Origin of the sequence: Paenibacillus sp. PDC88 (assembly GCF_900106725.1) — a bacterium.
In the GTDB taxonomy this organism is placed as follows: Bacteria; Bacillota; Bacilli; order Paenibacillales; family Paenibacillaceae; genus Paenibacillus; species Paenibacillus shunpengii.
The window spans coordinates 1-23,746 of record NZ_FNNT01000016.1; the positions used below are offsets into that span (position 1 = coordinate 1).

Consider the following 23,746-nt stretch of genomic DNA (forward strand, 5'->3'; position numbering starts at 1 on the left):
GTAAGACCCCTTGAAGACGACGAGGTAGATAGGCTGGGGGTGGAAGTGCAGCAATGCATGGAGCTGACCAGTACTAATCGGTCGAGGGCTTATCCAAAAGATACCCAAGAAAGTGAAGCGAATGCTTCCGGAGTGAATTCCGAATACTTTCTCGGGGCCCGGAACAAAACCGGGTAAACAAAGATTCTAACATCGCACATTGTTTCGTATCTAGTTTTCAGGGAGTAAATTCCTTGAAGGTAATTACACATCTTTTGGAGAGATACCCAAGTGGCTATAAGGGGACCCTCTGCTAAGGGGTTAGACTGCGTAAGCGGTGCGAGGGTTCGAATCCCTCTCTCTCCGCCACTAATTATCTAGTTGATTTTTATAATCGGCTATGATAACATAGGACAAGTTGTGTGATGAAAATATGGCGGTGTAGCTCAGCTGGCTAGAGCGTACGGTTCATACCCGTGAGGTCGGGGGTTCGATCCCCTCCGCCGCTACCATATTATCCTGGAGACTTAGCTCAGCTGGGAGAGCATCTGCCTTACAAGCAGAGGGTCGGGGGTTCGATCCCCTCAGTCTCCACCATATACGCCGGTGTAGCTCAACTGGTAGAGCAACTGACTTGTAATCAGTAGGTTGGGGGTTCAAGTCCTCTCGCCGGCACCATTTTTCAAAAAGTTAGGAACTGTGGTGTAGAGGCCTAACATGCCTGCCTGTCACGCAGGAGATCGCGGGTTCGAATCCCGTCAGTTCCGCCATTTAACTTTTGAGAAAAGTCAATAAAGTACACGTTCCACGTATAAAGTGGGAAGGGGTTTGCCCGACACTTTATTTTTTTTGCCACAATACCTTGGCTCGGTAGCTCAGTCGGTAGAGCAGAGGACTGAAAATCCTCGTGTCGGCGGTTCGATTCCGTCCCGAGCCACTTTTTTATTCCTGGAGGATTAGCGAAGTGGCCAAACGCATCAGACTGTAAATCTGCTCCCTTACGGGTTCGGTGGTTCGAATCCATCATCCTCCACCAGTTTTTATGAGCCATTAGCTCAGTTGGTAGAGCACCTGACTTTTAATCAGGGTGTCGAAGGTTCGAGTCCTTCATGGCTCATCACTAAAGTCATCAGTTTCATACTGATGGCTTTTTTTGTTGTATAATATAGCTGTGCTTATAATTATTGAACCATTCGATGATATTAAATCACTCATGATATAATATGTAATCGTCATACTTATAATCTGACTACGCTGAGATTGTTAGATGTCTAACAGTCTCATGAATACTGGCTTACCTGCTTATTTATTGGTTTAAACATCAAGTCGCAAAGTGGTGAGAGATGGTAATGGATTATAAACTGTTAATACAGAAGCTGCAGCAAATTATGGACACCTCATTTGAGATTAATGAGCTCCAAAGTATAGATGATACTAAATCTATTGCCGAACAAAGGCTAGGAGAGGCATCGTTTGTCGTCCATGATCAGCTATACTTTCATTTGAATAATGAAAATGAGGAACTTCCGCTTGTCCTATCTGTCCCTGCTCATCGAGTCAGTGCGTCAGAAAGGGCTCTAATAGAATGGATCATTACTTCGATGCAGTCTGTCTCTCCCTTGCAAGCGGATCAAACAACAGAGCAGTCGAATATGAAGTTGCTAGGTGCCTGGATTCTTGAGCAGATGAATAGCTCCGAGCCGCTCGCTATACCTGAAGGTCTGGGAAAGCTTACGCCCGTTTTTAGCGAAGGGATCGTTCCCTTTTACATAACGTATGAGGGCGGCCATGATTCGGGTATTGCTCCAAAATCAATGTACAAGCTGCTTCAATCTTACTTTGGCGGAGAGATCATGCTTGTGCTACTGCAACAGGATAAATGGCTTGTGCTTGCAGAAGAAGCCATCGTACTCGATCGAACAGAGCTCAAAGATATGGACCAGAGCACTGATAGAACAGAATTTGCACTTGAGAGCGAGCTGATGGCATTTGCCGAAGGTCTATATGAAGTGGTAGCTAATGAATGGGTAGGGGTATTTAATCTATCGGTTCATTCTCCGCTGTATACTTTGGAAAGCCTGCCAAGTGTAACCTCATTGCTCATGGAGACAATTCAGCTGGGGAAAATTTTTAGAATGAGTGAACATGTGTACTTTCCTTGGCAGTTTACACTTGAGCGCTTGGTATCCAGAATACCTGAAGAGCAGAGATCGGGCTATTTGGATGAGGTGAAGGAGTCCTCCATACTTTTTGATGAAGAAACAATATCAACATTAGAGATCTTCTTCCAGCTCGATTGTAATGTCAGTGAAACCGCGAAACGTCTCTACATTCACAGAAATACGCTGATCTACCGGCTGGACAAGATAAAGCAGGAGACCGGTCTAGATGTTCGAAGCTTTAAAGACGCCGTTTTGGTGAAGCTGACACTGCTCTTGTACAAAGTGACGAAAAGGCTCTGATATTTTTGTATGAATTGTGCATAGTCATAAGAGACCTAACTAGGTTAATATAAGAGCAGGAAATGAATTCGATTACATTATTGATACTGCTGTGTGTATTCGTTTACATTAATTAATGAAATTATGCTGAGGAGGCAATAATCATGGCTGGTGTACGCTTAGAACATATCTACAAACAATATCCAGGTTCAGATAAGGCGACGGTAGTTGATATCAACTTAGACATTAAGGATAAAGAGTTTCTGGTACTTGTAGGTCCTTCCGGTTGCGGTAAATCCACAACACTTCGAATGATTGCCGGCCTTGAGGAAATCTCCGACGGTAAACTATATATTGGTGATCGTGTCGTTAACGACGTGGCTCCAAAAGACCGCGATATCGCGATGGTATTCCAATCCTATGCCCTGTATCCGCATATGAACGTGTATCAGAACATGGCATTCGGTTTGAAGCTTCGTAAAGTGAAAAAAGAAGAAATCGATAAGAGCGTTCGCGAAGCAGCGAGAATTCTCGATATCGAGCATTTGCTGGATCGTAAACCAAAAGCTCTGTCCGGTGGTCAGCGTCAGCGTGTTGCTTTGGGACGTGCGATCGTTCGTAATCCACAAGTGTTCTTGATGGATGAGCCGCTCTCCAACTTGGATGCTAAACTTCGTGGACAGATGCGTGCAGAGATTACTAAACTGGCTAAGCGTTTGGAAACAACCGTTATCTACGTAACGCATGACCAAATCGAAGCGATGACGATGGGTGATCGTATCGTAGTAATGAAAGACGGATATATTCAACAAGCAGCTTCTCCGGAAGAGCTGTACAATAATCCGACGAACTTGTTCGTTGCCGGCTTTATCGGATCTCCAACAATGAACTTCATCAACGGTAAGCTGTCTCAACAAGGAGACACACTTCGTTTTACAGCTACCGGTCTTGATGTAGAAATTCCACAAGGGAAAGCTCAAATTCTGAAGAGCAAAGGTTATGCTGGTAAAGATGTGATTCTGGGTGTTCGTCCAGAAGATATTCATGAAGAGCCAGTATTCCTGGAAGCTTCCCCACACACCGTGTTTACTGCAAAAGTAGACGTAAGTGAGAACCTTGGTCACGAATTGCTCTTGTACCTGAGCGGTGTAGGCAGCGATGTTACCATTGCCCGTGTTGATGGACGTTCCAATACTCGTGATGGCAGCACTGTAAAAATGGCAATCGACATGAACAAAGTTCATATCTTCGATAAAGAAACAGAAGCTAATGTACTTGTTCAAGACTAAGATCTTTGGACAGTATAAAGAGGGTTGTCTTGGCTTAGCGCCAGGGCAGCCCTTTTCATTTTTTATCGGTGCTAGATTGTCCTGCCATGGCATGAACATTGCATTCAGCACTAATTTCCTATACGATAATGACATTGAAGCTAGGTAAAGAGATGTACATAACATACGTTAACCGAATCTATCTCATAAACTAAGGTATTATGAAATGGATTCAACAGTAATATAATTCGCAGGAGTCATCCTGATTGTAATGGAAGGAAGAATCCAACATGGCTAAAAAAGTAAAGGTAACAGAGCTGGCTAACGAATTTCAGCTTGAGGTTGTATCGGGTGAAAAAGGACTTAAGCGGCCGATTACAGTAGATGATTTGAACAGACCAGGCCTTGAAATGGCAGGTTATTTTGAATACTATCCGACGGAACGGGTACAGCTGCTTGGCAAAACAGAGCTTGCTTTCTTGCGGATGCTGCCTGAAGAAGAGCGTCGTGATCGAATGAGCCGTCTATGTCATGAGGAAACACCATGTATTGTGGTGACACGTGGTCTTGATGTGCCACAGGAGCTGGTCGATATCAGTAATGAGCGTGACCTGCCTGTTCTGCGCAGCCCAATGTCTACAACGATCTTATCAAGCCGCATTACGGGGTTCTTGGAAGGTAAGCTTGCACCGACGACAACCATTCATGGGGTTTTGTGTGACGTATATGGCATCGGTCTTCTCATCACGGGAAGCAGTGGGATTGGTAAGAGTGAGGCAGCTCTTGAACTCGTAAAAAGAGGCCATCGTCTCGTCGCAGATGATGCAGTCGAAATCAGCCAAACGGCAGATAATCAATTACACGGTACTGCACCTGAGCTCATCAGACACTTGCTTGAGATTCGTGGCGTGGGGATTATCAATGTCATGACCCTTTTTGGTGTAGGTGCTATTCGGAATCACAAGAGAATTACGCTGGTTGTGCGTCTGGAGGCATGGCAGCAGGATAAGCAGTATGACCGTCTTGGGCTTGACGAGGAGACGACTCGAATCATTGATACAGATGTACCGCTCGTGACGATTCCGGTCCGTCCTGGTCGTAACCTGGGGGTTATTATTGAAGTGGCCGCAATGAACTTCCGCTTGAAACGGATGGGTGTTAATGCTGCGCTTCAGTTTACGAACAAGCTGACGGCAACGATCGCGGAAGATAATGATGATATGGACTGATATAATTAACAAAAGTGATGATAAATTTAAGGAGTGGACAAATGGGCACCTTATTACTTGATCCTATTGCTTTTTCCATTGGCTCTCTTAATGTTCATTGGTATGGGCTTATATTAGGGACCGCAGCCATTGTAGGCTTACTGCTGGCTATGCAGGAAGGCAAACGTTTCGGTATACCTTCTGATTTTTTTATGGATTTATTACTGCTGGGTGTCCCTTCGGCCATTATCGGGGCAAGAATTTATTATGTTGCCTTCCAATGGGATGACTACAAGGACAACTTCTGGGATGTATTTAAGATATGGCAGGGCGGTATTGCTATATATGGTGCGCTGATCGGGGCCATCATTTGTGCATTTTTCTATTTCAGACATAAGGGATATAACTTCTGGAGAATTGTAGACATTTGCGCGCCGGGATTACTTATTGGTCAGGCGATCGGCCGCTGGGGGAACTTCGTGAATCAAGAAGCATACGGCGGACCTGTCGAAGAATCCTTCCTGAGAGATACCCTTCATCTGCCTGACTTTATAGTTAATCAGATGAACGTACAGGGTACATATCATCATCCGGCATTTTTGTACGAATCGGTTTGGAATATCGTAGGTTTGCTGATCCTGTTCATTTTGCGTCGTCAGAAGTTCATGCGCGCTGGTGAGCTGTTCATGTCCTACTTCATCTGGTACTCTATTGGACGCTTCTTTATTGAAGGACTCCGTACGGACAGTCTGGCATTCCAAGGTCCTGAATGGCTTGCATCAATGATCCACGGTATGTGGTCACCGATGACTGCTATGGGCTTCGAAATGGGTTATTTGGACCCTGCATACGGGAATATAAGAATTTCGCAGCTACTGGCGATCGTTATTATATTGATTGCAATCGCACTGATTGTTGTCCGCCGAGTGACAGGTGCCTCTAAGGAACGTTATTCAGATCCGATTGTGTCCACGAAGACACCGGCAGTGAAGGCAGATGACGAGCTGACAAGTATGGATAAGGAAAAGGACAACAAAGACGCTTCTCACAGCAGCAAGGGGAGCTCTGATCAGAAAAAGGAGTAGTCCAGCATGATTAACACCGTTTTATTTGATTTAGATGGAACAATAATAGATACGAACGAGCTGATTATCAGCTCGTTTCTGCATGTCCTGGAGCAGCTTGGCCCAGGAGCACTCCCGCGTGAAGAGATCATTCCGCATATGGGTGGAACACTAGAGCAGCAAATGCAGGCTTTTACAGGGAAGACGGATGTAGCTGAATATGTTACAGGCTATCGTGCGTACAATGCGATCCATCATGATGCCATGGTGAATCCATTCCCAAATGTTACAGAGGTCTGTGAGGAGCTTCGTAAGCAAGGAATTCGAATGGGTGTAGTTACGACAAAGATTCGGCCAAGTACACTGAAGGTGCTGGAAATGTATGATCTTAAGAAGTATATGGAGGTCATCGTTACCGTTACAGATGTGACGCATCCTAAACCGCATCCGGAGCCGGTTCAGAAGGCAGTCGAGGAGCTTGGAGCCGATCCAGCCAGTACTTTAATGGTTGGTGACAGTCCTGTCGATATCCAGTCTGCGAAAGCAGCGGGAGTCTTAGCAGCAGGTGTTGCCTGGTCACTGAAGGGTGAGGCGAAGCTGCGGGAGTACGGACCAGATTATATTTTGCATGACATGAACGATATATTGACTATAATCCAGAAGGAGCAGTAATCGTGAGAAAGGTGGAGCGTTATCCTGTCGAGGGGCACAATGCATTGTGGCATATTTACCGTACGGTGAGTCCTCTCAAGGGGGTTCGCAATTTCATCTGGATTCAGCTTGCAAGATACTGCCCTATTCTGCCATTGAAGAATTGGATCTACCGAAGCCGGCTGCGAATGCAGGTAGGAGATTACACGGCGTTTGGACTTATGGTGATGGTGGATGTGTTTTTTCCGGAAAGGATCAAGATTGGCACCAACTCCGTTATAGGGTACAACACGACAATTCTTGCGCATGAGTATCTCATTAAGGAATATCGGCTTGGGGATGTTGTGATCGGTGATCATGTGCTGATTGGAGCAAACTCAACGATTCTGCCTGGAGTGACCATTGGAGATGGCGCGGTTGTTGCTGCCGGGTCTGTTGTTCATAAAGATGTTGCACCGGGGGCTTTTGTTGGCGGTAATCCGCTTCGAGAGCTGAAGTCCAAAGCGGATAACATCACTGATAATGAGTCGATAAGTAGTCAAAGTGAGTCGATAGAAACGTAAATAGGTTATGACTAGGATAGAAAAGAAAAAGGGCCCCAATGAGGTCCTTTTTTCTTATAAAAAGCTCCAATAATATGAGTACAGGATGCTCCCTAAAGCTCGTGATGAATTGACGTGTTATGGAAGACGTGATATTATATCGAATAATTCTTTAATTTGTTAGATTGGTAGCACTTTAACGCGATAAAGATGATGATCGGGATTACAATTCCAATATAGATAATGAGGAGAAATTCAAATGTCTAAACCAAAGGGTTTTGAAAAACCAGCTGGTGTACGCGACTATCTGCCTCATGTGGTTGATAAACTGCGCCGCATCGAGCATCGGGTATTGGAGTGCATGGGCAGCTGGGGATATCGCCAGATTATAACGCCTTCCATGGAATACTATGACACGGTGGGTGTCGCCAGCTCTACTTCGGATAAGAAACTATTCAAACTGCTCAACAATCGCGGTACTACGCTTGTCCTTCGTTCTGATATGACAGCACCGATCGCACGGGTTGTATCATCACTTCTCAAGGAGGAGAAGCTGCCACTGCGTCTGTCTTATCATGCGAATGTGTTCCGAGCCATTGAAGAGGAAGCCGGAAGGGAAGCGGAATTTTTTCAGACAGGTGTGGAGCTGGTTGGAGACGACTCGCCTGAAGCCGATGCGGAGGTGGTTGCTCTGGCGATTGCTTCATTGAAAGCGGCTGGAGTTCAGTCCTTCAAGATCGCGATGGGACATGTGGGGTTCTTGAACGGGCTCTTTGAAGAAATTGTTCCAGGCCAGAAGGAATTGCAGGAGGAGCTTAAGGAAGTTCTGTTGAAGCGCGATTATGTCGGTTATCGGGAGAAGATTGATGCGCTGCCTCTTGAGGATGATAAGAAGGAACGGATGAGCGCGATTCTGCGTCTGCGGGGAGGGAAGGAGATCTGCAGCAAGGCAGAGCAGCTGAGTGCAAGCCGTGAAGCTCGGAGCTCGATGAACCATCTCTGCAGTGTATGGGAAGTGCTTGAAGCGTACGGGGTGTCACAGCATGTGTTGATTGATCTGACGATGATCGGCGACTTCTCCTATTACACAGGTATGACCTTCGAGGGATATGCAGCCGAGCTTGGATCGCCCGTATGCAGTGGAGGCAGATATGACAAATTGCTGAAGCAGTTTGGTAAAGACGTGCCTGCTACCGGCTTTGCTCTCAAGACAAACCGAATTGTCGACGGAGTAAGAGGAATCCGTGTGGAGCAGCCGCTGCCTGTACTTATTGAATATACCAAGGAGCACCGGGCAGAGGCCTTGTCACGGGCAGGCGAGCTGAGAAGCGAAGGAAGGATTGTTGTAACCAGACTGATGGCAAGAGATGACGATCGTTATAATCAGGCCATAGAAATGGGTGAACAGGGCTCTAACTATGCGGTGTCTATGCTCCAGGGAAAGTATGAGAAGGTGTATACTTACAGTAATTCTATCTAAGTCAGCAGGAGGCTAGAAGGAGGGAGTGTCAAACATGAGCGAAATTTTGAAGGTAGCTATGCCAAAAGGAAGAATATATAAGAAAGCTTCTGAGCTGTTTCGTGCGGCAGGCATTGCGATTCCAGCCGATATCGATGAATCCCGCAAGCTGGTCATTCCACTGCCGGAGGCACAGCTCGAATTCATCATGGCCAAGCCGGTGGATGTTCCAACTTATGTAGAGTACGGAGCAGCCGATATCGGTATTGTCGGCAAGGATGTTTTGTTAGAGGAAAACAAAGACGTGTATGAGCTGCTTGATTTAGGGATCGCTCGCTGCCGGATGTCTGTCATCGGACTGCCGGACTGGGAGCCGGGCATCAGACAACGGGTGGCCACGAAATATCCGAATGTGGCTTCACAGTATTTTAGAGAGCAGGGTCAGCAAGTAGAGGTCATTAAGCTGAACGGGTCCATTGAGCTTGCTCCATTAATCGGTTTGGCTGACCGGATCGTTGATATGGTGGAGACGGGTCAGACGCTTCGCGAGAACGGGCTTATTGAATTCGAGAGCATGTTCGAGATCACCAGCCGACTGATTGCGAACCGGGTAAGCTACCGGATGAAGAATGCCCAGATTCAGAGTTTATGTGATGCCTTGCAGAAGGTAACTGCAGCACCTGCAGAATAGAGGATAAATGGTTCATGACATGAAATGCTGGAGCAGCTATATAAGTGCGACCCCTGACAATATAAGGTTTAACCTGAAAGTGCTTCATGGAATGAATAATTAAGCAGTTGAATACTTAACGAAATCAATAAAGAAGAATGCTAGCCCTGAAAGTGTGTCAATAAGGAGGATTCGAAAGATGAGAATCGTACCGGCTAAGGAGTTTCGTCTGCAGCGTGATGTGGATTATGGAACGAAGGAACAGAATGAAGCGGTTCGTCAAATCATTCAGGATGTCCGGAGCGATGGAGACGCAGCTGTGCTGAAGTATACTGCTCTCCATGACCGGACGGAATTAGTCGCAGCCGAGCTGAAGGTGACGGAGGAGGAGATGAAGGCCGCTTATGCTGTAGTGGACCCTTCATTTATTACCGCAATTCGGGCAGCTGCACACAACATACGTAAATTTCATGAAAAACAGAAACGAAGCTCCTGGATGGACTTTGATTCGGATGGTAGTCTGCTTGGACAGATTATCCGGCCGCTGGACCGTGTGGGTGTCTATGTGCCGGGTGGTAAGGCGGCATATCCATCCTCTGTGCTGATGAATGTCATTCCAGCACAGGTGGCCGGTGTGCGCGAGATTGTGATGGTGACGCCGCCGGCAACGAGCGGCGGTGAGGGCATTGACCCGTACATTCTCGTGGCTGCTGCGGAAGCAGGCGTTAACGAGATGTACCGGGTGGGCGGCGCGCAGGCAATTGCCGCCCTGGCTTACGGCACGGAGAGTATACAGAAGGTCGACAAGATCTGTGGACCGGGTAATATTTATGTGGCGCTAGCGAAGCGGGAGGTGTTCGGGGCCGTCGATATCGACAGCATTGCAGGCCCGAGTGAAATTGTGGTCCTGGCGGATGAAACCGCGAAAGCGGACTATGTTGCCGCCGACCTGTTATCTCAGGCGGAGCATGACGAAATGGCCTCCGCCATTCTTGTGACGACGTCCCAGCAGCTGGCTGAAGAGGTACAGCAGGAGATAGAGGAGCAGCTCCGGAAGCTGCCGAGAGAAGCTATCGCTAGAGCTTCGGTAGAGGCGCATGGAGCGATTATCGTTGTTGATTCCATATTGGAAGGCATTGAAGTTGTGAATACGCTGGCACCGGAACACTTGGAAGTGATGGTGCAAGAGCCAATGGCTTATGTGTCCTATATCCGTCATTCAGGGGCGATCTTTCTTGGACCGTACAGCTCGGAGCCGGTCGGGGACTATTTTGCAGGACCCAATCACATTATTCCGACCAATGGGACGGCAAGATATGCATCGCCGGTCGATGTGGACGATTTCACGAAGAAGTCGAGTCTTATCTACTACAGTAAGGAAGCGCTCCTCAAGAACGGAGAGGCCATTATGGAGCTGGCTCGTCATGAGGGATTAGAGGGGCATGCCCGAGCGATTGAAATTAGATTACAGCAGGAACGCAATTAATTGGATGGCGAATACTTCAAAATACCTATGTTTGCATTAGCAAGCGTATAAATATCAATTAACTATAACGAAATAAGAGTGAGATGTTTGGAGAGCGGAGGGGTAAAAATGGGAAATCAGGACAACAGCTTTATTGAAGAAGGCCGCGGAGCCAGTGTCAGCCGAAAAACGAATGAGACCGACATTCAGCTAGCCTTTGGTGTAGATGGAACAGGAAGATCTGAGATTGAGACGGATGTGCCTTTTCTGAATCATATGCTTGACTTGTTCACCAAGCACGGTCAATTTGATCTCCAAGTCGTCGCCAAAGGAGATATCGAAATTGACGATCATCACACTGTGGAGGATATCGGCATCTGTCTTGGCCAAACGCTGCATACTGCATTAGGTGATAAAAAAGGGATCAAGCGCTATGCAAGTGTATTTGTACCGATGGATGAGGCGCTGGCACAGGTCGTGATCGATATCAGCAATCGTCCGCACTTCGAATATCGGGCGCAGTATCCTTCCCAGCAGGTAGGAAGCTTCTCTACAGAGCTGGTTCAGGAATTCTTATGGAAGTTCGCGCTCGAAGCGCGAATTACGCTTCACGTTATTGTTCATTACGGACAAAACACCCATCATATGATCGAGGCTGTGTTCAAGGCGCTCGGCAGAGCGCTGGACGAAGCAACAGCAGTCGATCCGCGTGTTACCGGTGTCCCATCAACGAAGGGAGTGCTGTAGCCTTATGACCATAGCCATTGTTGATTATGGAATGGGGAACCTGCACAGCGTAAGCAAGGCCGTCGAAAGACTGGGTTATACAGCACTCGTAACAGGAAATGAACAGGAGATTCTAGGGGCTTCCGGCGTCATCCTGCCGGGTGTAGGGGCATTCGGAGATGCGATGCAGCATCTTCGAGAAACGAAGCTCGATACCGTCGTGAAGCAGGTAAGCGAGAACGGAACGCCGCTGCTCGGTATTTGTCTGGGGATGCAGCTGCTCTTCAGCCGAAGTGAAGAGTATGGGAGTCATGAAGGTCTCGGTATTTTGCCAGGGGATGTTGTGAGATTTGAAGAGAGAGCGGAGTATAAGGTTCCACATATGGGATGGAATGAGCTTGAATTCAAGCAGCAGGATAGCCCTCTGTTTGATGGACTGGAGGAAGGGCATGTGTACTTTGTCCATTCCTATCATGTGAAGCCGGAAGTTGAATCAAATCTGCTGGCGGTTACGGATTATGGGTATCCAGTGACAGCGATTGTCGGCCAAGGCTCTGTATATGGCATGCAGTTTCATCCCGAGAAGAGCGGAGAGCTTGGAATGCAGCTCTTAAACAATTTCCTGCGTTTAGCGGAAGCCTCTAAATGAGAGGCTGAATAAGTCTTATGGCTCTATTGAAGCGAGGAGCTTATAGCTATAGCTCTCTTGAATGATGGAGTCAAGATTGGTGTGAGAATCCAGAGAGATGATGGGGGAGGCCTGAATTAGTATGTCTTTGTTCACTATATATCCGGCGATTGATATTCGAGGCGGCAAATGTGTAAGGCTGGTGCAAGGAGACTATAACCAAGAGACGGTGTACAACGACAGCCCGGTAGAAGCTGCCAAGGAGTGGGAAGCACAAGGAGGCTCCTTCATCCATTTGGTCGATCTTGATGGGGCGAAGGAAGGCAAGCCGGTGAATGCAGATGTCATCGGAAAAATTGCTTCCGCTGTAAATGTTCCTGTGCAAGTCGGAGGCGGGCTGCGCCGGATTGAGGATGTAGAGCAGCTTCTATCTCTTGGCGTCAGCCGGGTTATTCTCGGTACTGCGGCAATCGAGGATCGACAGTTTACAGAGAAGGTGCTTGCTTCCTATGGTGATAAGGTAGCTATTGGCATTGATGCAAGAGATGGCTATGTGGCGACAAGAGGCTGGCTTGAAACTTCTCAGGTTAAAGCAGAGGTGCTTGCCAAGGAGCTTGCTGCATACGGAGCGAAGACTTTTATTTTCACGGATATTTCAAGAGACGGAATGATGCAGGGGCCAAATATAGAAGCCATCGTCTCCTTGGCTGGGGTCAGCGGACAGCAGGTGATTGCATCCGGTGGAGTCAGCACAATGGAGGACCTGGTGCGTCTGCACAGATACAGAGATCAGGGTGTCAGCGGCGCGATCGTTGGAAAGGCCTTGTACACAGGTGCGATTGATCTGAGACAGGCGATCGAAACGATGAATAACAGTGGTTTGACGTAATTGACGTAAACGAGTATAGACGAAAGAGCGAGGGAAGAGGTGAACCTATGCTGGCCAAGCGAATCATCCCATGCCTGGATGTAAAGGACGGCAGAGTAGTTAAGGGAGTCAATTTCGTCAATCTGAGAGACGCCGGTGATCCTGTAGAGCTGGCCGCCTTATATGATAAGGAGGGTGCAGACGAGATTGTCTTCTTGGATATTTCAGCTTCAGCAGAAGGACGGGAGACGATGATTGAAGTCGTCCGTCAAACGGCTGGAGAAATTGCGATTCCTTTCACAGTCGGCGGGGGAATAAAACATGTCGATGACATGAAGAGAATTTTGCGTGCGGGTGCGGACAAGATCGGGATTAATACAGCCGCTGTACTGAACCCGAATTTAATTACTCAAGGTGCACAGCGGTTCGGTTCTCAATGTATTGTGGTTGCCGTCGATGCCAAGTGGAACGAGTCCATTGGCGATTGGGAGGTATACACACACGGCGGGAGAAAGGCTGCGGGGATTCGAGCACTGGATTGGGTCAAACGAGCTGAGCAGCTTGGAGCTGGAGAATTACTCTTAACGAGCATGGATACAGACGGAACGAAGGACGGATTTGATATCGCACTGACAAAGGCTGTCAGTGAAGCCGTCGGCATTCCCGTTATTGCTTCGGGCGGTGCAGGGCAAGAAGCGCATTTCGAAGAAGTGTTCACAGAAGGCAAAGCAGATGCGGGGCTAGCTGCAACGATCTTCCACTATAAAGAGATCGCGATACCGCATCTCAAACAGCAGCTGAAATCCAAAGGGGTTGAAATTCGATGAGTACAGAACTAGCAATAGAAGCCGTCCGTTTTGATGAAAAGGGTCTTGTCCCTGCCATCGTTCAGGATGCGGATACCAAAGAAGTACTGATGATGGCGTATATGAATGAAGAGTCGCTGCTGAAGTCCATCTCAACGGGAGAGACCTGGTTCTGGTCCCGTTCGAGGAATGAGCTGTGGAATAAGGGCGCGACGTCCGGTAACGTTCAGTCGATCGTAATCATGAAATATGATTGTGATGGAGACACGCTGCTTGTGCTCGTAGAGCCAAAAGGACCGGCTTGCCATACGGGTGAGAACAGCTGTTTTTATCGTGAGATTAGTGGACTGGCTCGAACGAGTGCTTCTGTGCCTGTACCCGGTACTAGTAAGGCTGGTCCTGCCTCAGAAGGCCGGTTTGAAGTACTGGCTGAGCTGGAGCGTGTCATCTCAGAGCGTGAGAAGGAGCGTCCTGAAGGCGCATATACGACATATCTATTCGATAAAGGCGTAGATAAGATCCTCAAGAAGATCGGTGAAGAAGCGTCAGAAACGATCATTGCTGCCAAGAACAAGGATAATCAGGAGCTCAGACTTGAGGTCAGTGATCTGATCTATCATTTGCTCGTTCTTCTTGAAGAGCGGAAGCTGCCGCTGGATGAAATCATGCAGGAGCTCAGTCTTCGTCATGAACGTCCACGCCGGGATTAAGGCAGGTGAGAACACTATGCCTATGCTAATCGACTTTCACACTCATCATGCCCGCTGTGGACATGCTGTTGGAGAGCTGGAGGCCTATGTGCAGCAAGCTGTTCGGCTTGGTTACAGCCAAATTGGACTGTCCGATCATATGCCGCTGATCCACGTCGATCCGGCATCGTATTATCCTGAAATGGCCATGCCAATGGAGGAGCTTCCCCGCTACGTGGAGGAGTGCTTATCGCTGAAGGAGAAGTACAAGGGACAGATCGAGGTCCGTGTTGGTCTTGAAGGTGACTACATCGAGGGATGGGAAGAGAAGATTGAGCAGATCATTCATGCCTATCCTTTTGATTATGTCATCGGCTCCGTTCATTTCCTGAAGGAATGGGACATTTCGGATTATCGGCAGGTGCACAACTGGGAGAACAAGGATGTTCTTGAAGTGTACAAGACGTATTACGATGCGGTGAAGAAGGCGGCACGCTCAGGGCTATATGATTTTCTCGGGCATATCGATGTGATCAAGCGTTTTGGCTATACACCCAAGCCAGCGGAAGCAGAGGAATGGTTGCAGCTGGAGGCTTCCGTCCTTAAGACGATTGCAGCAAGCAGGATGGCAATAGAGCTGAACGCCTCTGGTCTATCCAAGCCTTGTGCGGAGATGTTCCCTAGCCGGCGAATACTTGAGAAAGCCTGTGAACTGAACATTCCGATCACGGTTGGATCTGATGCGCATGATCCGGCAAAAGTAGGCGAGCATGTCGATCAGGCAAGAGAACTTCTAAGGGAAATTGGCTATACAGAGCTTGCCGTATTCGAGCAGCGAAAACGCTCGTCTGTTCCATTGTAATCCGCTCGTCTAGGAGTATAATGGAAATATAAGGTTTATTACGGATCAGTCAAAAATTTAGCTCCGGGAGGCATGTATGCAGCATTCTCTCCGTATATTTTCGGGATCGTCCAACCCTCAGCTTGTACAAAATATTTGCCGCAAGCTTGGAGTCGAATCGGGTAAGATCAAGATATCCCGCTTCAAGAGTGGTGAGATTTATGTGCACTATGAGGAAACGATCCGAAATTGTGATGTGTTTCTAGTACAATCACTGTCGAGACCGATCAATGAACTGCTCGTGGAGCTTCTCGTGATGATTGATGCCGCCAAGCGGGCTTCTGCACGAACGATTAATGTCATCTTGCCCTATTATGGCTATGCAAGGCAGGAACGCAAATCTGCACCACGAGAGCCGATCTCTGCCAAGCTGCTGGCGGATGTACTGACGACAGCGGGTGCGAGCAGAGTCGTAACGATTGACCTGCATGCTGCCGCAATCCAGGGCTTCTTCAATATTCCCGTTGATCACTTGACGGCTCTTGATTTGATATGTGACTACTTGAAGAGTAAAAATATTGTGAATCCGGTTATTGTGTCACCGGATGCAGGCCGGGCCTCCATGGCGGAGAAGCTGGCCAGCAGACTAGATTCACCATTCGCCATCATGATCAAGAAGCGTCCCAATCATAATGAATCGGTTATTACTCATGTCATCGGGGATGTAGATGGCAGGACACCGATTATAATAGAAGATTTAATTGACACTGGTACGACTATTGTAAATGTGGTGGAAGGGCTTAAGGAGAGAGGGGCAGGCCCTGCTATTGTATGCGCGACACATGGTCTTTTTTCAGGGCCTGCTTTGGAAAGGCTTACGCACCCTCACATCGCTGAAATTGTAGTTACCGACTCCATAGCATTGCCCGAATCAGGTAATCCGTCCTGCTTCACGGTCTTGTCGGTTGCACCGATGCTGGCGAGAGCAATTCGTATTATTCTTGATGGCGGCTCAATTGCCACGTTGTTTAAGGATGCTGGTGTATAAAGTTCTCCCGTCTATAGGGAGAGCTTTTTTTATTACCACTCCCATGAAGATGGATAGTATAAATTTTCATTGAGTGCATAGTTTTGCATTACCGGCGAAGACTTGCTCAGATTATGTTATACTGGAGAGTATGAAATTGTATGTTATAGGGAGGTGCCTTGGCACATATGAAAAGCAAGCCACAGCGGACTGACAGCTCTTCTAATAATGTTATACAGGTTCATCTCGATGCTTCTTTCTTCTTTGAAAGAGCCGTCCGCGAGCTGGATCGCAATCATTATGACAAGGCGCTTAAATATTTTCGCAAAGCTGTTGAATATGAACCGGACAATCCGGTGAATCATTGTAATATGGCGGGTATATTATCAGAGATGGGTGATTATGCCGGCTCGAATGAAGTATTGGAGCATATCATGAAGCACGTTGATTCTGGGATGACAGAATGCTACTTCTATATGGCCAATAACTATGCCAACATGGAGCAGTTTGAATCTGCTGAGGAAGCACTGGTGACCTATTTGGAGGAGGATGAGCAAGGGCACTTTCTCGAAGAAGCAGAAGAAATGATGGAGCTTCTATCTCACGAGCTCAAACGCAAGCTTCATGTCAAAAGAATTAAAGCAAGAGAAGGCGTTGCAGAGCATGATTATGCACGCAGTTTGCTGGAGGAAGGCAAGTTTGCACAGGCAGCAGAAATGCTGGAGAGCATCGCTTCCGAGCATCCTGATTTTGTATCGGCACGCAACAATCTAGCTCTGGCTTACTACTATATGGGACGATTCCCGAAGGCCAAGCAAACGATATACGATCTGCTAGAGCAGGAGCCCGGCAATTTGCATGCACTGTGCAATCTGGCGATTTTTTATCAGAATGAAGGAGACAGAGAGCAAGTGGAAGTTCTCCTGAAGCAGCTGTTGACCTTGGTTCCTTTTGAACAAGAGCATGTATTTAAGCTGGGCACTACGATGGGGATATTAGGTCAGCACGAAGCTGCCTATATGCATTTCCGCCGGCTGATGAAGAGCGGAGAGGCTGCGAGCGATCCTTCGCTCGTGCATTATACGGCTGTCGCCGCATGCAATACCGAAAGGTATGATACGGCGAAACGACTGTGGCAAATGGTGAGTAAGCTGGATCCGGAGTCAGAGGTACCGAAGTTTTATTTGGACCAGCTCCATTCGAGAAAAGAGGATCAAAGCGTAGGTCCTGTAAGCTATCACTATCATCTACCGTTCGAAGAGCAATTTCGTCTGTGGGAGAAGTATGGAAGCCATGTGCCGGATGATATCAAAAAAGATCCGTTGATCCGTTCTTCCTTCTTCTGGGCTCTTCATCACGGCGATGACGCAACGAAGGCTAATGTAATTAGGGCGCTTCGGATTATTGGGGACTATGAGGTTCGGCAGGCCCTTACTTCTTTTTTGGAGGAGGAAGGGGAGAGTCTGGAGCTGAAGCAAATGGCGCTGTCTGTACTTCGTGAGATTGGAGATTTGAACGAACCCGATATGGATCATGGTGCTTCGGAATCTCTGGCGAATCCTTACGGTCAAGGCACACCGGTACTGACGCAATATCGTTATGGCCGGAGCGAACAGGGCCAGGAGCCATCTCCTGTACTGGATGATCGGCAGCAGGCGGTCATTGACATGGCTCTCGAGAAAATGCACAAACGATCTGAGCATTTGCGTGAAGGTGTTCAGCATTTATGGGCAGACTATCTGATGAGAGTGTCTCCTGACATGCCAGCCATTCAGCATGTAGAAGGATGGTCAGCTGCTCTGGAATATTTGACAATGAAGTATGTGTCTAAGGGAATAACGTATTCAGAACTGGCCCAAAGATACGGGATTTCTGCATCAACCGTAAGCAGATACGTGAAACAAATTGATCGCGTATGCGATATTCAGCATCGAATCGAACACATCTTTCAGGCTCTGAAGGAGAAGAAATCGTAGCATTCCACAATAAACGCTAGGGAGGTATCCATATGTCTCACTATAGATCGGTTATTATTGGAACAGGACCCGCAGGTCTGACTTCAGCCATATACTTGGCTCGAGCGAATATGAATCCACTTGTGATCGAGGGACTTGAGCCGGGTGGACAATTGACGACCACAACTGAGGTGGAGAACTTCCCGGGCTTTCCTGAAGGTATTCTAGGTCCTGAGCTGATGGACAACATGCGCAAGCAGGCTGAACGCTTTGGGGCGGAATTCAAGAGCGGTTGGGTGGATGACATCGACTTGTCTGTGAAGCCGTTCCGCATTAAAGTGGAGGGTCGGGAGGTAATAACCGCTGATGCCGTTATCATCTCGACTGGAGCTTCTGCCAAATATCTGGGTATTCCAGGGGAAAAGGAAAACGTAGGCCGCGGTGTCAGCACCTGTGCGACTTGTGACGGTTTCTTCTTCCGGGGCAAGAAAATTGTCGTCATTGGCGGAGGAGATTCAGCGATGGAGGAAGCCAACTTCCTGACTCGCTTTGCCTCCAGCGTGACCGTCGTTCACCGCCGGGAGGAGCTGCGTGCTTCTAAGATTATGCAGGACCGTGCACGTGGGAATGAAAAAGTGGAGTGGGCTCTTAACCGCACACCGCTTGAGGTCGTAGTGGAGGAGTCAGGGGTCAAAGGTCTCAAGGTTAAGAACAACGAAACGGGCGAAGAAGAGCTGATTGAAGCTTCCGGTGTGTTTGTCGCGATTGGACACCGTCCGAATACAGAGTTCCTGAAAGAACAGATTACGCTGGATGCCGGCGGTTACATTGCGGTTCATCCAGGAACAACGGAAACAAACATTCCAGGTGTGTTTGCTTGCGGTGATGTACAGGATACGAAGTATCGCCAAGCGATTACAGCGGCAGGGTCCGGCTGTATGGCGGCTATGGACTGTGAGAAGTATTTGGAAGGCAGCATGACACATGACTGGAGCGAGACACTCAATCCTTAAATGAATATAAGATTCACCTGACCAGCCGGGCACGATTGTATTGTGCCCGGCTGATTTTATGGGCGGCTGTATTCGCTGAAATTCTGCGGAGAGCATTCAAGAATTTTTTGTTACAGGTCGCTTTTTACAAGGTGTTTTAGCACTTTCTTCGTCTTGACCGACTTTGTTCCTTCAATTATAGTGATAACGTAAGAATAAATATTACAGATGATAAAGGTGGCTTGCTAGCAATGTCTGAAAATATCTACGTTGGAGTGGATTTGGGCGGAACCGCAATCAAAGTCGGAATCTGCGATGAGCAAGGAAAACTTCTACATACCTATGAAGGACCTACAGAAGTGGATAAAGGTGTAGATACTGTTATTGACAACATCGAGAAGTACGTCCGTCATATCGTAGAGGCGTCACCATACAGTTGGGATCAGCTTGCAGGAGTTGGTGCAGGAGTTGCCGGATTCACTAATGTGCGCGAAGGAATTATTATTCTGGCACCTAACGTAGGATTTCGAGATGTTCCGATTCGTTCCATTCTCGAAGAAAGACTTGGCAAGCCTGTCAAAATAGATAATGATGCGAATGTAGCAGCACTTGGTGAGGCATGGGCTGGTGCAGGAGCTGGTGTTGACAATTGTGTGTGCTATACGCTTGGAACAGGCGTTGGCGGCGGAATTATTATTAATGGCAAGATCTATCAAGGCTTCTCGGGTATGGCTGGAGAGCTCGGTCATGTCAGCGTTGTCCCGGATCTTGAGGCGATTAAGTGCGGCTGTGGCAAGATGGGCTGTCTGGAAACCGTCTCATCCGCAACCGGTATTATTCGTATGGCGAAGGACGCTGTAGAACGTGGAGATCACACGAGCCTCAGCACTGTGCCATCGATTATGGCGAAGGATGTGTTCGATGCAGCCAAAGCAGGAGATGAGGTAGCCCTTCGTATTGTGCGTCGTGCAGCCTTCTATCTCGGTAAATCACTGGCTGCAGTAGCAGCTGTGCTGAACCCTCAGGCTTATATCATCGGCGGGGGCGTATCGAAGGCAGGAGAATTTCTGTTCGATGAAGTGCGCAGCGTGTTCGCGAGCTACACCCCTGAACCACTGCAAGAAGGGGTATCTATTGTACCCGCTACGCTTGGCAATGATGCAGGAATCGTCGGAGCCGCTGGACTGTTAATTCGATCTTAAATTATACAAGAAATTATACGGGACGAACTGAAATTGATAGGGGGGATATTCATGTCAGAAGGTGAAAAATCACCAGCAGGAGGAGCAACCCTTATTATCATTACAGGGATGTCAGGAGCAGGGAAGACGATTGCAGTGCAAAGTCTTGAAGATCTGGGCTTCTTCTGTGTCGATAACCTGCCACCGGTTCTCATTCCTAAGTTTGCGGAGCTCATTGTACAGTCTAACGGGAAGATCTCGAAAGTGGCGCTCGTCATCGATTTGCGGGGACGTGAATTTTTTACGGCATTGTCGGAATCTTTAAACTACATCAAGGATCACTTCACCATCCATTGTGAAATCATGTTCCTGGATGCCCAGGATGGCGTATTGGTACAGCGTTATAAGGAGAGCAGACGCCGTCATCCACTTGCACCGGATGGTATGCCGCTCGATGGGATAAGACTGGAGCGCAAGATGCTGGAGGAGCTCAAAAATTCAGCCACACAGGTCATCGATACGAGTAATATGAAGCCTGCACAGCTGAAGGAGCGCATCATCTCCCGCTTCTCACATCTCGAGGCGAATATGCTGTCGGTCAATGTAACGTCGTTCGGATTCAAATACGGTATTCCCATTGATGCTGATCTTGTATTTGATGTACGGTTTTTGCCAAACCCTCACTACGTGGAGCATCTGCGTCCAAACACGGGACAGAACAGTGATGTCTATGAATATGTAATGAAATGGCCGGAGACACAGTCCTTCTTGACGAAGCTCCTGGATATGCTGCATTTTCTTATTCCGCAGTACCGGAAGGAAGGGAAGAGCCAAGTCATCATTGGGATTGGCTGCACTGGCGGCAAGCACCGCTCGGTTGCCATATCAGAATATCTGGGCAAGATGCTTGGAGCCAGTGAGACGGAATCTGTATCTGTAACGCATCGGGATGCGGATCGAGACCGTCATTAATGGTCAGAATCAAGAGATTTAGTATAGAAAAGTTGCAGTTAGGCATCATTTATCGTAAAGGCAGAGCATGACCAATCTAGAGGATGACTGTATAAAATTTGTGGTGAGCATACCGCATGAAAGTTCATCCTAATAATAGCCATTGCGGAGGTTATAGCATATGCTGTATAATCCGCTCTTGTCAGAATCAGTTTCATAAAGCTGTTAGGTATGGAATGAATTCGCCTAGGCGAATCCATTCAAAAAGCTGATAGGTATGAAATGAATTCGCCTAGGTGATAAATAGCTTAACTTGAGCAACTTCTTATAGAAGGTGAAGTGATGAAAGTGGCTGTTGAACAAATGAAACGTCCGCATATCGTCGTAATGGGCGGGGGTACGGGGCTGTCTGTTATGCTGCGGGGGTTAAAGAATAAGCCGCTTGATATCACGGCAATCGTTACGGTAGCTGATGACGGGGGGAGCTCAGGCATATTGCGCGATGAGCTGCAGATGCCTCCTCCCGGCGATATCCGTAATGTACTCACAGCACTTGCTGATGTGGAACCGCTGATGTCAGAATTGCTTAATTATCGTTTTAGTGGAAGTAATGGTTTGGCAGGACATAGTCTTGGCAATCTTATCTTGGCGGGTATGACCGATATAACGGGCGACTTTGTAACGGCAGTCCGGGAGATCAGCCGCGTCTTTGCAGTACGTGGACAGGTGCTTCCCGCTGCGGGTGAGGCCGTCGTCTTACACGCGGAAATGGAAGATGGCACAATCGTAACCGGTGAGTCGCAGATCCCTGAGCATGGCGGCCGGATTAAACGAGTGTTTCTTGAGCCGGACCACGTGGAGCCGTTGCCAGAGGCTGTGGCTGCTATTGAACAAGCCGATGCCATTATTATAGGTCCGGGCAGTCTGTACACCAGTATTTTGCCGAATCTGCTCGTTCCCAAACTGGCAGAAGCTGTGGTTGCATCCCCGGCAGCAAAGATTTTTATTTGTAACGTGATGACCCAGCCTGGGGAAACCGACGGATATACGGTAAGTGACCATCTCAAAGCTATTGATGCGCACATTGGGACGAGATTGTTTGACTACGTTATTGTAAATAATGGAGATATACCAGAACCGGTGCAGGAGATGTATGCGGAGCAAGGCGCTAAGCCTGTACAGATGGATCTGGAAGAAATTTTGAAGCTGTCTAACGAGTGTATTGCAGATCGGCTTGTCCTGTATAGGACCTATCTAAGACATGATGCGAATAAGCTCAGTCATCATATCTACACACTCGTTCAAAATTGGATGATTCGAAAGAGGTGAGACCCTTGTCGTTTGCGGCACAGACCAAAAAAGAACTAACCATGATCGAAAGCGAGCCTTGCTGTGAAAAAGCGGAGCTGTCAGCACTCATCCGTATGCTTGGAGCGGTTCAGCTCTCGAACAAAAAGGTTATTTTGGATGTTTCTACGGAGAATGCCGCGATAGCAAGGCGAATTTATTCTTTGCTCAAAAAACACTTTCAAGTGCACACCGAGTTGTTAGTTCGTAAGAAAATGCGGCTCAAAAAGAATAATGTATATATCGTCCGAATTCCGGCAAGAGTTCAGGAAATTTTGAAGGAGCTTCATATCGTTTCGGAAGGATTTCTGTTCACACCAGGTATAGAAAAAGCGGTTATCCGCAAAAATTGCTGTAAGCGGGCTTACCTGCGGGGGGCGTTCATGGCTGGTGGATCGGTGAACAATCCAGAAGGATCTTCCTATCATCTTGAGATTGCATCCATGTATGAAGAGCATTGCCAGGCCTTAGTTGATCTTGCAAATGAGTTTAATCTGAATGCACGCTGTATCGAAAGAAAAAAGGGCTTTATTTTTTACATCAAAGAAGGCGAGAAAATCATTGAAATGCTGAGCATTATCGGTGCACATCAGGCATTGTTCAAATTTGAGGACGTTCGAATTATGCGGGACATGCGAAATTCGGTGAACCGGATCGTGAACTGTGAGACGGCCAATTTGAATAAGACGATTGGTGCAGCTGTCCGCCAGATTGAGAACATCAAATTCCTGGATAAGGAAGTGGGACTGGATACCCTGCCTGATAAGCTTCGTGAAGTCGCTGAAGTAAGACTTGCCCATCCCGATATTAATTTGAAGGAAGTTGGGGAATTACTAAAAGGGACAGTAAGCAAATCGGGTGTGAATCATCGTCTGCGCAAAATTGATGAAATGGCTGAAAAAATTAGAACAGAGAAGGGTTTATTTACGAACTCAAACTTGTAGACAATAACTCTTTTTTTTTCTAGTTTCATTCATGCTATAATGGT

22 protein-coding genes, 8 tRNA genes and 1 rRNA gene are annotated in these 23,746 nt (G+C 47.6%); all 31 read left to right on the forward strand.

Annotation, left to right across the window (positions count from 1 at the left end):
* Nucleotides 1-97 (forward strand): 23S ribosomal RNA (locus BLW49_RS26485); the annotation flags it as partial.
* A gap of 159 nt (nt 98-256) precedes the next feature.
* Nucleotides 257-348: transfer RNA gene (locus BLW49_RS26490), tRNA-Ser, on the forward strand.
* 66 nt (nt 349-414) lie between these two features.
* Nucleotides 415-491: transfer RNA gene (locus tag BLW49_RS26495), tRNA-Met, on the forward strand.
* Nucleotides 492-500: 9 nt separating this feature from the next.
* Nucleotides 501-576: transfer RNA gene (locus BLW49_RS26500), tRNA-Val, on the forward strand.
* Nucleotides 577-581: 5 nt separating this feature from the next.
* Nucleotides 582-657, forward strand: a tRNA-Thr gene (locus BLW49_RS26505).
* A 15-nt stretch (nt 658-672) separates the two neighbouring features.
* Nucleotides 673-749 (forward strand) — tRNA-Asp (locus BLW49_RS26510).
* 94 nt (nt 750-843) lie between these two features.
* Nucleotides 844-916: transfer RNA gene (locus tag BLW49_RS26515), tRNA-Phe, on the forward strand.
* Nucleotides 917-929: 13 nt separating this feature from the next.
* Nucleotides 930-1,015: transfer RNA gene (locus BLW49_RS26520), tRNA-Tyr, on the forward strand.
* Between the two features lie 8 nt (nt 1,016-1,023).
* A tRNA-Lys gene (locus BLW49_RS26525) sits at nt 1,024-1,096 on the forward strand.
* Nucleotides 1,097-1,328: 232 nt separating this feature from the next.
* Complete coding sequence (locus tag BLW49_RS26530) at nt 1,329-2,441, forward strand: PucR family transcriptional regulator (protein ID WP_177178846.1); 1,113 nt, start codon at nt 1,329-1,331, stop codon at nt 2,439-2,441.
* Nucleotides 2,442-2,584: 143 nt separating this feature from the next.
* Entirely contained in the window at nt 2,585-3,709 is a 1,125-nt protein-coding gene (locus BLW49_RS26535; protein ID WP_076315537.1) for an ABC transporter ATP-binding protein, read from the forward strand.
* Nucleotides 3,710-3,978: 269 nt separating this feature from the next.
* Nucleotides 3,979-4,917: an HPr(Ser) kinase/phosphatase gene (gene hprK / locus BLW49_RS26540; protein ID WP_047913880.1), complete on the forward strand. Its 939-nt coding sequence runs from the start codon at nt 3,979-3,981 to the stop codon at nt 4,915-4,917.
* A 41-nt stretch (nt 4,918-4,958) separates the two neighbouring features.
* The gene (gene lgt / locus BLW49_RS26545) at nt 4,959-5,981 is read left to right on the forward strand and encodes a prolipoprotein diacylglyceryl transferase (RefSeq protein WP_090727895.1); all 1,023 of its coding nucleotides are present in this window, start codon (nt 4,959-4,961) and stop codon (nt 5,979-5,981) included.
* 6 nt (nt 5,982-5,987) lie between these two features.
* Nucleotides 5,988-6,632, forward strand: a complete 645-nt coding sequence (gene ppaX / locus BLW49_RS26550) for a pyrophosphatase PpaX (RefSeq protein ID WP_076315539.1) — start codon at nt 5,988-5,990, stop codon at nt 6,630-6,632.
* A gap of 2 nt (nt 6,633-6,634) precedes the next feature.
* Entirely contained in the window at nt 6,635-7,174 is a 540-nt protein-coding gene (locus BLW49_RS26555; protein WP_177178847.1) for an acyltransferase, read from the forward strand.
* Between the two features lie 238 nt (nt 7,175-7,412).
* Nucleotides 7,413-8,633, forward strand: a complete 1,221-nt coding sequence (locus tag BLW49_RS26560) for an ATP phosphoribosyltransferase regulatory subunit (protein WP_090727896.1) — start codon at nt 7,413-7,415, stop codon at nt 8,631-8,633.
* 34 nt (nt 8,634-8,667) lie between these two features.
* A complete protein-coding gene (hisG, locus tag BLW49_RS26565) occupies nt 8,668-9,303 on the forward strand; it encodes an ATP phosphoribosyltransferase (protein ID WP_047913885.1) in 636 nt (211 codons plus the stop codon).
* Between the two features lie 178 nt (nt 9,304-9,481).
* The gene (gene hisD / locus BLW49_RS26570; RefSeq protein WP_090727899.1) at nt 9,482-10,768 is read left to right on the forward strand and encodes a histidinol dehydrogenase; all 1,287 of its coding nucleotides are present in this window, start codon (nt 9,482-9,484) and stop codon (nt 10,766-10,768) included.
* Nucleotides 10,769-10,876: 108 nt separating this feature from the next.
* Nucleotides 10,877-11,494 carry an imidazoleglycerol-phosphate dehydratase HisB gene (gene hisB / locus BLW49_RS26575; protein WP_047913887.1) on the forward strand — a complete coding sequence of 206 codons (618 nt, stop codon included), beginning with the start codon at nt 10,877-10,879 and terminating at the stop codon, nt 11,492-11,494.
* Nucleotides 11,495-11,498: 4 nt separating this feature from the next.
* On the forward strand, nt 11,499-12,122 hold the full coding sequence (hisH, locus tag BLW49_RS26580) for an imidazole glycerol phosphate synthase subunit HisH (RefSeq protein WP_090727900.1): 624 nt from the start codon (nt 11,499-11,501) through the stop codon (nt 12,120-12,122).
* A gap of 121 nt (nt 12,123-12,243) precedes the next feature.
* A complete protein-coding gene (gene hisA / locus BLW49_RS26585; RefSeq protein ID WP_177178848.1) occupies nt 12,244-12,990 on the forward strand; it encodes a 1-(5-phosphoribosyl)-5-[(5-phosphoribosylamino)methylideneamino]imidazole-4-carboxamide isomerase in 747 nt (248 codons plus the stop codon).
* Nucleotides 12,991-13,037: 47 nt separating this feature from the next.
* Nucleotides 13,038-13,796: an imidazole glycerol phosphate synthase subunit HisF gene (gene hisF / locus BLW49_RS26590; RefSeq protein WP_076315545.1), complete on the forward strand. Its 759-nt coding sequence runs from the start codon at nt 13,038-13,040 to the stop codon at nt 13,794-13,796.
* A complete protein-coding gene (gene hisIE / locus BLW49_RS26595; RefSeq protein WP_090727903.1) occupies nt 13,793-14,485 on the forward strand; it encodes a bifunctional phosphoribosyl-AMP cyclohydrolase/phosphoribosyl-ATP diphosphatase HisIE in 693 nt (230 codons plus the stop codon). Before hisF ends, hisIE begins: the two co-directional genes overlap by 4 nt.
* A 22-nt stretch (nt 14,486-14,507) precedes the next feature.
* The gene (gene hisJ, locus BLW49_RS26600; protein WP_090727936.1) at nt 14,508-15,326 is read left to right on the forward strand and encodes a histidinol-phosphatase HisJ; all 819 of its coding nucleotides are present in this window, start codon (nt 14,508-14,510) and stop codon (nt 15,324-15,326) included.
* 76 nt (nt 15,327-15,402) lie between these two features.
* Nucleotides 15,403-16,353 carry a ribose-phosphate diphosphokinase gene (locus BLW49_RS26605; RefSeq protein WP_076315547.1) on the forward strand — a complete coding sequence of 317 codons (951 nt, stop codon included), beginning with the start codon at nt 15,403-15,405 and terminating at the stop codon, nt 16,351-16,353.
* 167 nt (nt 16,354-16,520) lie between these two features.
* Nucleotides 16,521-18,308, forward strand: a complete 1,788-nt coding sequence (locus BLW49_RS26610) for a tetratricopeptide repeat protein (RefSeq protein ID WP_090727905.1) — start codon at nt 16,521-16,523, stop codon at nt 18,306-18,308.
* A gap of 32 nt (nt 18,309-18,340) precedes the next feature.
* Entirely contained in the window at nt 18,341-19,300 is a 960-nt protein-coding gene (gene trxB / locus BLW49_RS26615; RefSeq protein WP_076315549.1) for a thioredoxin-disulfide reductase, read from the forward strand.
* A 230-nt stretch (nt 19,301-19,530) separates the two neighbouring features.
* Nucleotides 19,531-20,481: an ROK family glucokinase gene (locus BLW49_RS26620; RefSeq protein WP_076315550.1), complete on the forward strand. Its 951-nt coding sequence runs from the start codon at nt 19,531-19,533 to the stop codon at nt 20,479-20,481.
* Between the two features lie 51 nt (nt 20,482-20,532).
* Entirely contained in the window at nt 20,533-21,432 is a 900-nt protein-coding gene (gene rapZ, locus BLW49_RS26625; RefSeq protein WP_047913895.1) for an RNase adapter RapZ, read from the forward strand.
* A 321-nt stretch (nt 21,433-21,753) separates the two neighbouring features.
* Nucleotides 21,754-22,740: a gluconeogenesis factor YvcK family protein gene (gene yvcK, locus BLW49_RS26630; protein WP_076315551.1), complete on the forward strand. Its 987-nt coding sequence runs from the start codon at nt 21,754-21,756 to the stop codon at nt 22,738-22,740.
* 5 nt (nt 22,741-22,745) lie between these two features.
* Nucleotides 22,746-23,702: a DNA-binding protein WhiA gene (whiA, locus tag BLW49_RS26635; RefSeq protein WP_076315552.1), complete on the forward strand. Its 957-nt coding sequence runs from the start codon at nt 22,746-22,748 to the stop codon at nt 23,700-23,702.
* Nucleotides 23,703-23,746: the final 44 nt, after the last annotated feature.

Bases quoted from the DNA above. Each gene is read 5' to 3' on its own strand.
- BLW49_RS26530 (WP_177178846.1), top strand. From the start codon at position 1,329: ATGGATTATAAACTGTTAATACAGAAGCTGCAGCAAATTATGGACACC.
- BLW49_RS26535 (WP_076315537.1), top strand. From the start codon at position 2,585: ATGGCTGGTGTACGCTTAGAACATATCTACAAACAATATCCAGGTTCA.
- hprK (WP_047913880.1), top strand. From the start codon at position 3,979: ATGGCTAAAAAAGTAAAGGTAACAGAGCTGGCTAACGAATTTCAGCTT.
- lgt (WP_090727895.1), top strand. From the start codon at position 4,959: ATGGGCACCTTATTACTTGATCCTATTGCTTTTTCCATTGGCTCTCTT.
- ppaX (WP_076315539.1), top strand. From the start codon at position 5,988: ATGATTAACACCGTTTTATTTGATTTAGATGGAACAATAATAGATACG.
- BLW49_RS26560 (WP_090727896.1), top strand. From the start codon at position 7,413: ATGTCTAAACCAAAGGGTTTTGAAAAACCAGCTGGTGTACGCGACTAT.
- hisG (WP_047913885.1), top strand. From the start codon at position 8,668: ATGAGCGAAATTTTGAAGGTAGCTATGCCAAAAGGAAGAATATATAAG.
- hisD (WP_090727899.1), top strand. From the start codon at position 9,482: ATGAGAATCGTACCGGCTAAGGAGTTTCGTCTGCAGCGTGATGTGGAT.
- hisB (WP_047913887.1), top strand. From the start codon at position 10,877: ATGGGAAATCAGGACAACAGCTTTATTGAAGAAGGCCGCGGAGCCAGT.
- hisH (WP_090727900.1), top strand. From the start codon at position 11,499: ATGACCATAGCCATTGTTGATTATGGAATGGGGAACCTGCACAGCGTA.
- hisA (WP_177178848.1), top strand. From the start codon at position 12,244: ATGTCTTTGTTCACTATATATCCGGCGATTGATATTCGAGGCGGCAAA.
- hisF (WP_076315545.1), top strand. From the start codon at position 13,038: ATGCTGGCCAAGCGAATCATCCCATGCCTGGATGTAAAGGACGGCAGA.
- hisIE (WP_090727903.1), top strand. From the start codon at position 13,793: ATGAGTACAGAACTAGCAATAGAAGCCGTCCGTTTTGATGAAAAGGGT.
- hisJ (WP_090727936.1), top strand. From the start codon at position 14,508: ATGCTAATCGACTTTCACACTCATCATGCCCGCTGTGGACATGCTGTT.
- BLW49_RS26605 (WP_076315547.1), top strand. From the start codon at position 15,403: ATGCAGCATTCTCTCCGTATATTTTCGGGATCGTCCAACCCTCAGCTT.
- BLW49_RS26610 (WP_090727905.1), top strand. From the start codon at position 16,521: ATGAAAAGCAAGCCACAGCGGACTGACAGCTCTTCTAATAATGTTATA.
- trxB (WP_076315549.1), top strand. From the start codon at position 18,341: ATGTCTCACTATAGATCGGTTATTATTGGAACAGGACCCGCAGGTCTG.
- BLW49_RS26620 (WP_076315550.1), top strand. From the start codon at position 19,531: ATGTCTGAAAATATCTACGTTGGAGTGGATTTGGGCGGAACCGCAATC.
- rapZ (WP_047913895.1), top strand. From the start codon at position 20,533: ATGTCAGAAGGTGAAAAATCACCAGCAGGAGGAGCAACCCTTATTATC.
- yvcK (WP_076315551.1), top strand. From the start codon at position 21,754: ATGAAAGTGGCTGTTGAACAAATGAAACGTCCGCATATCGTCGTAATG.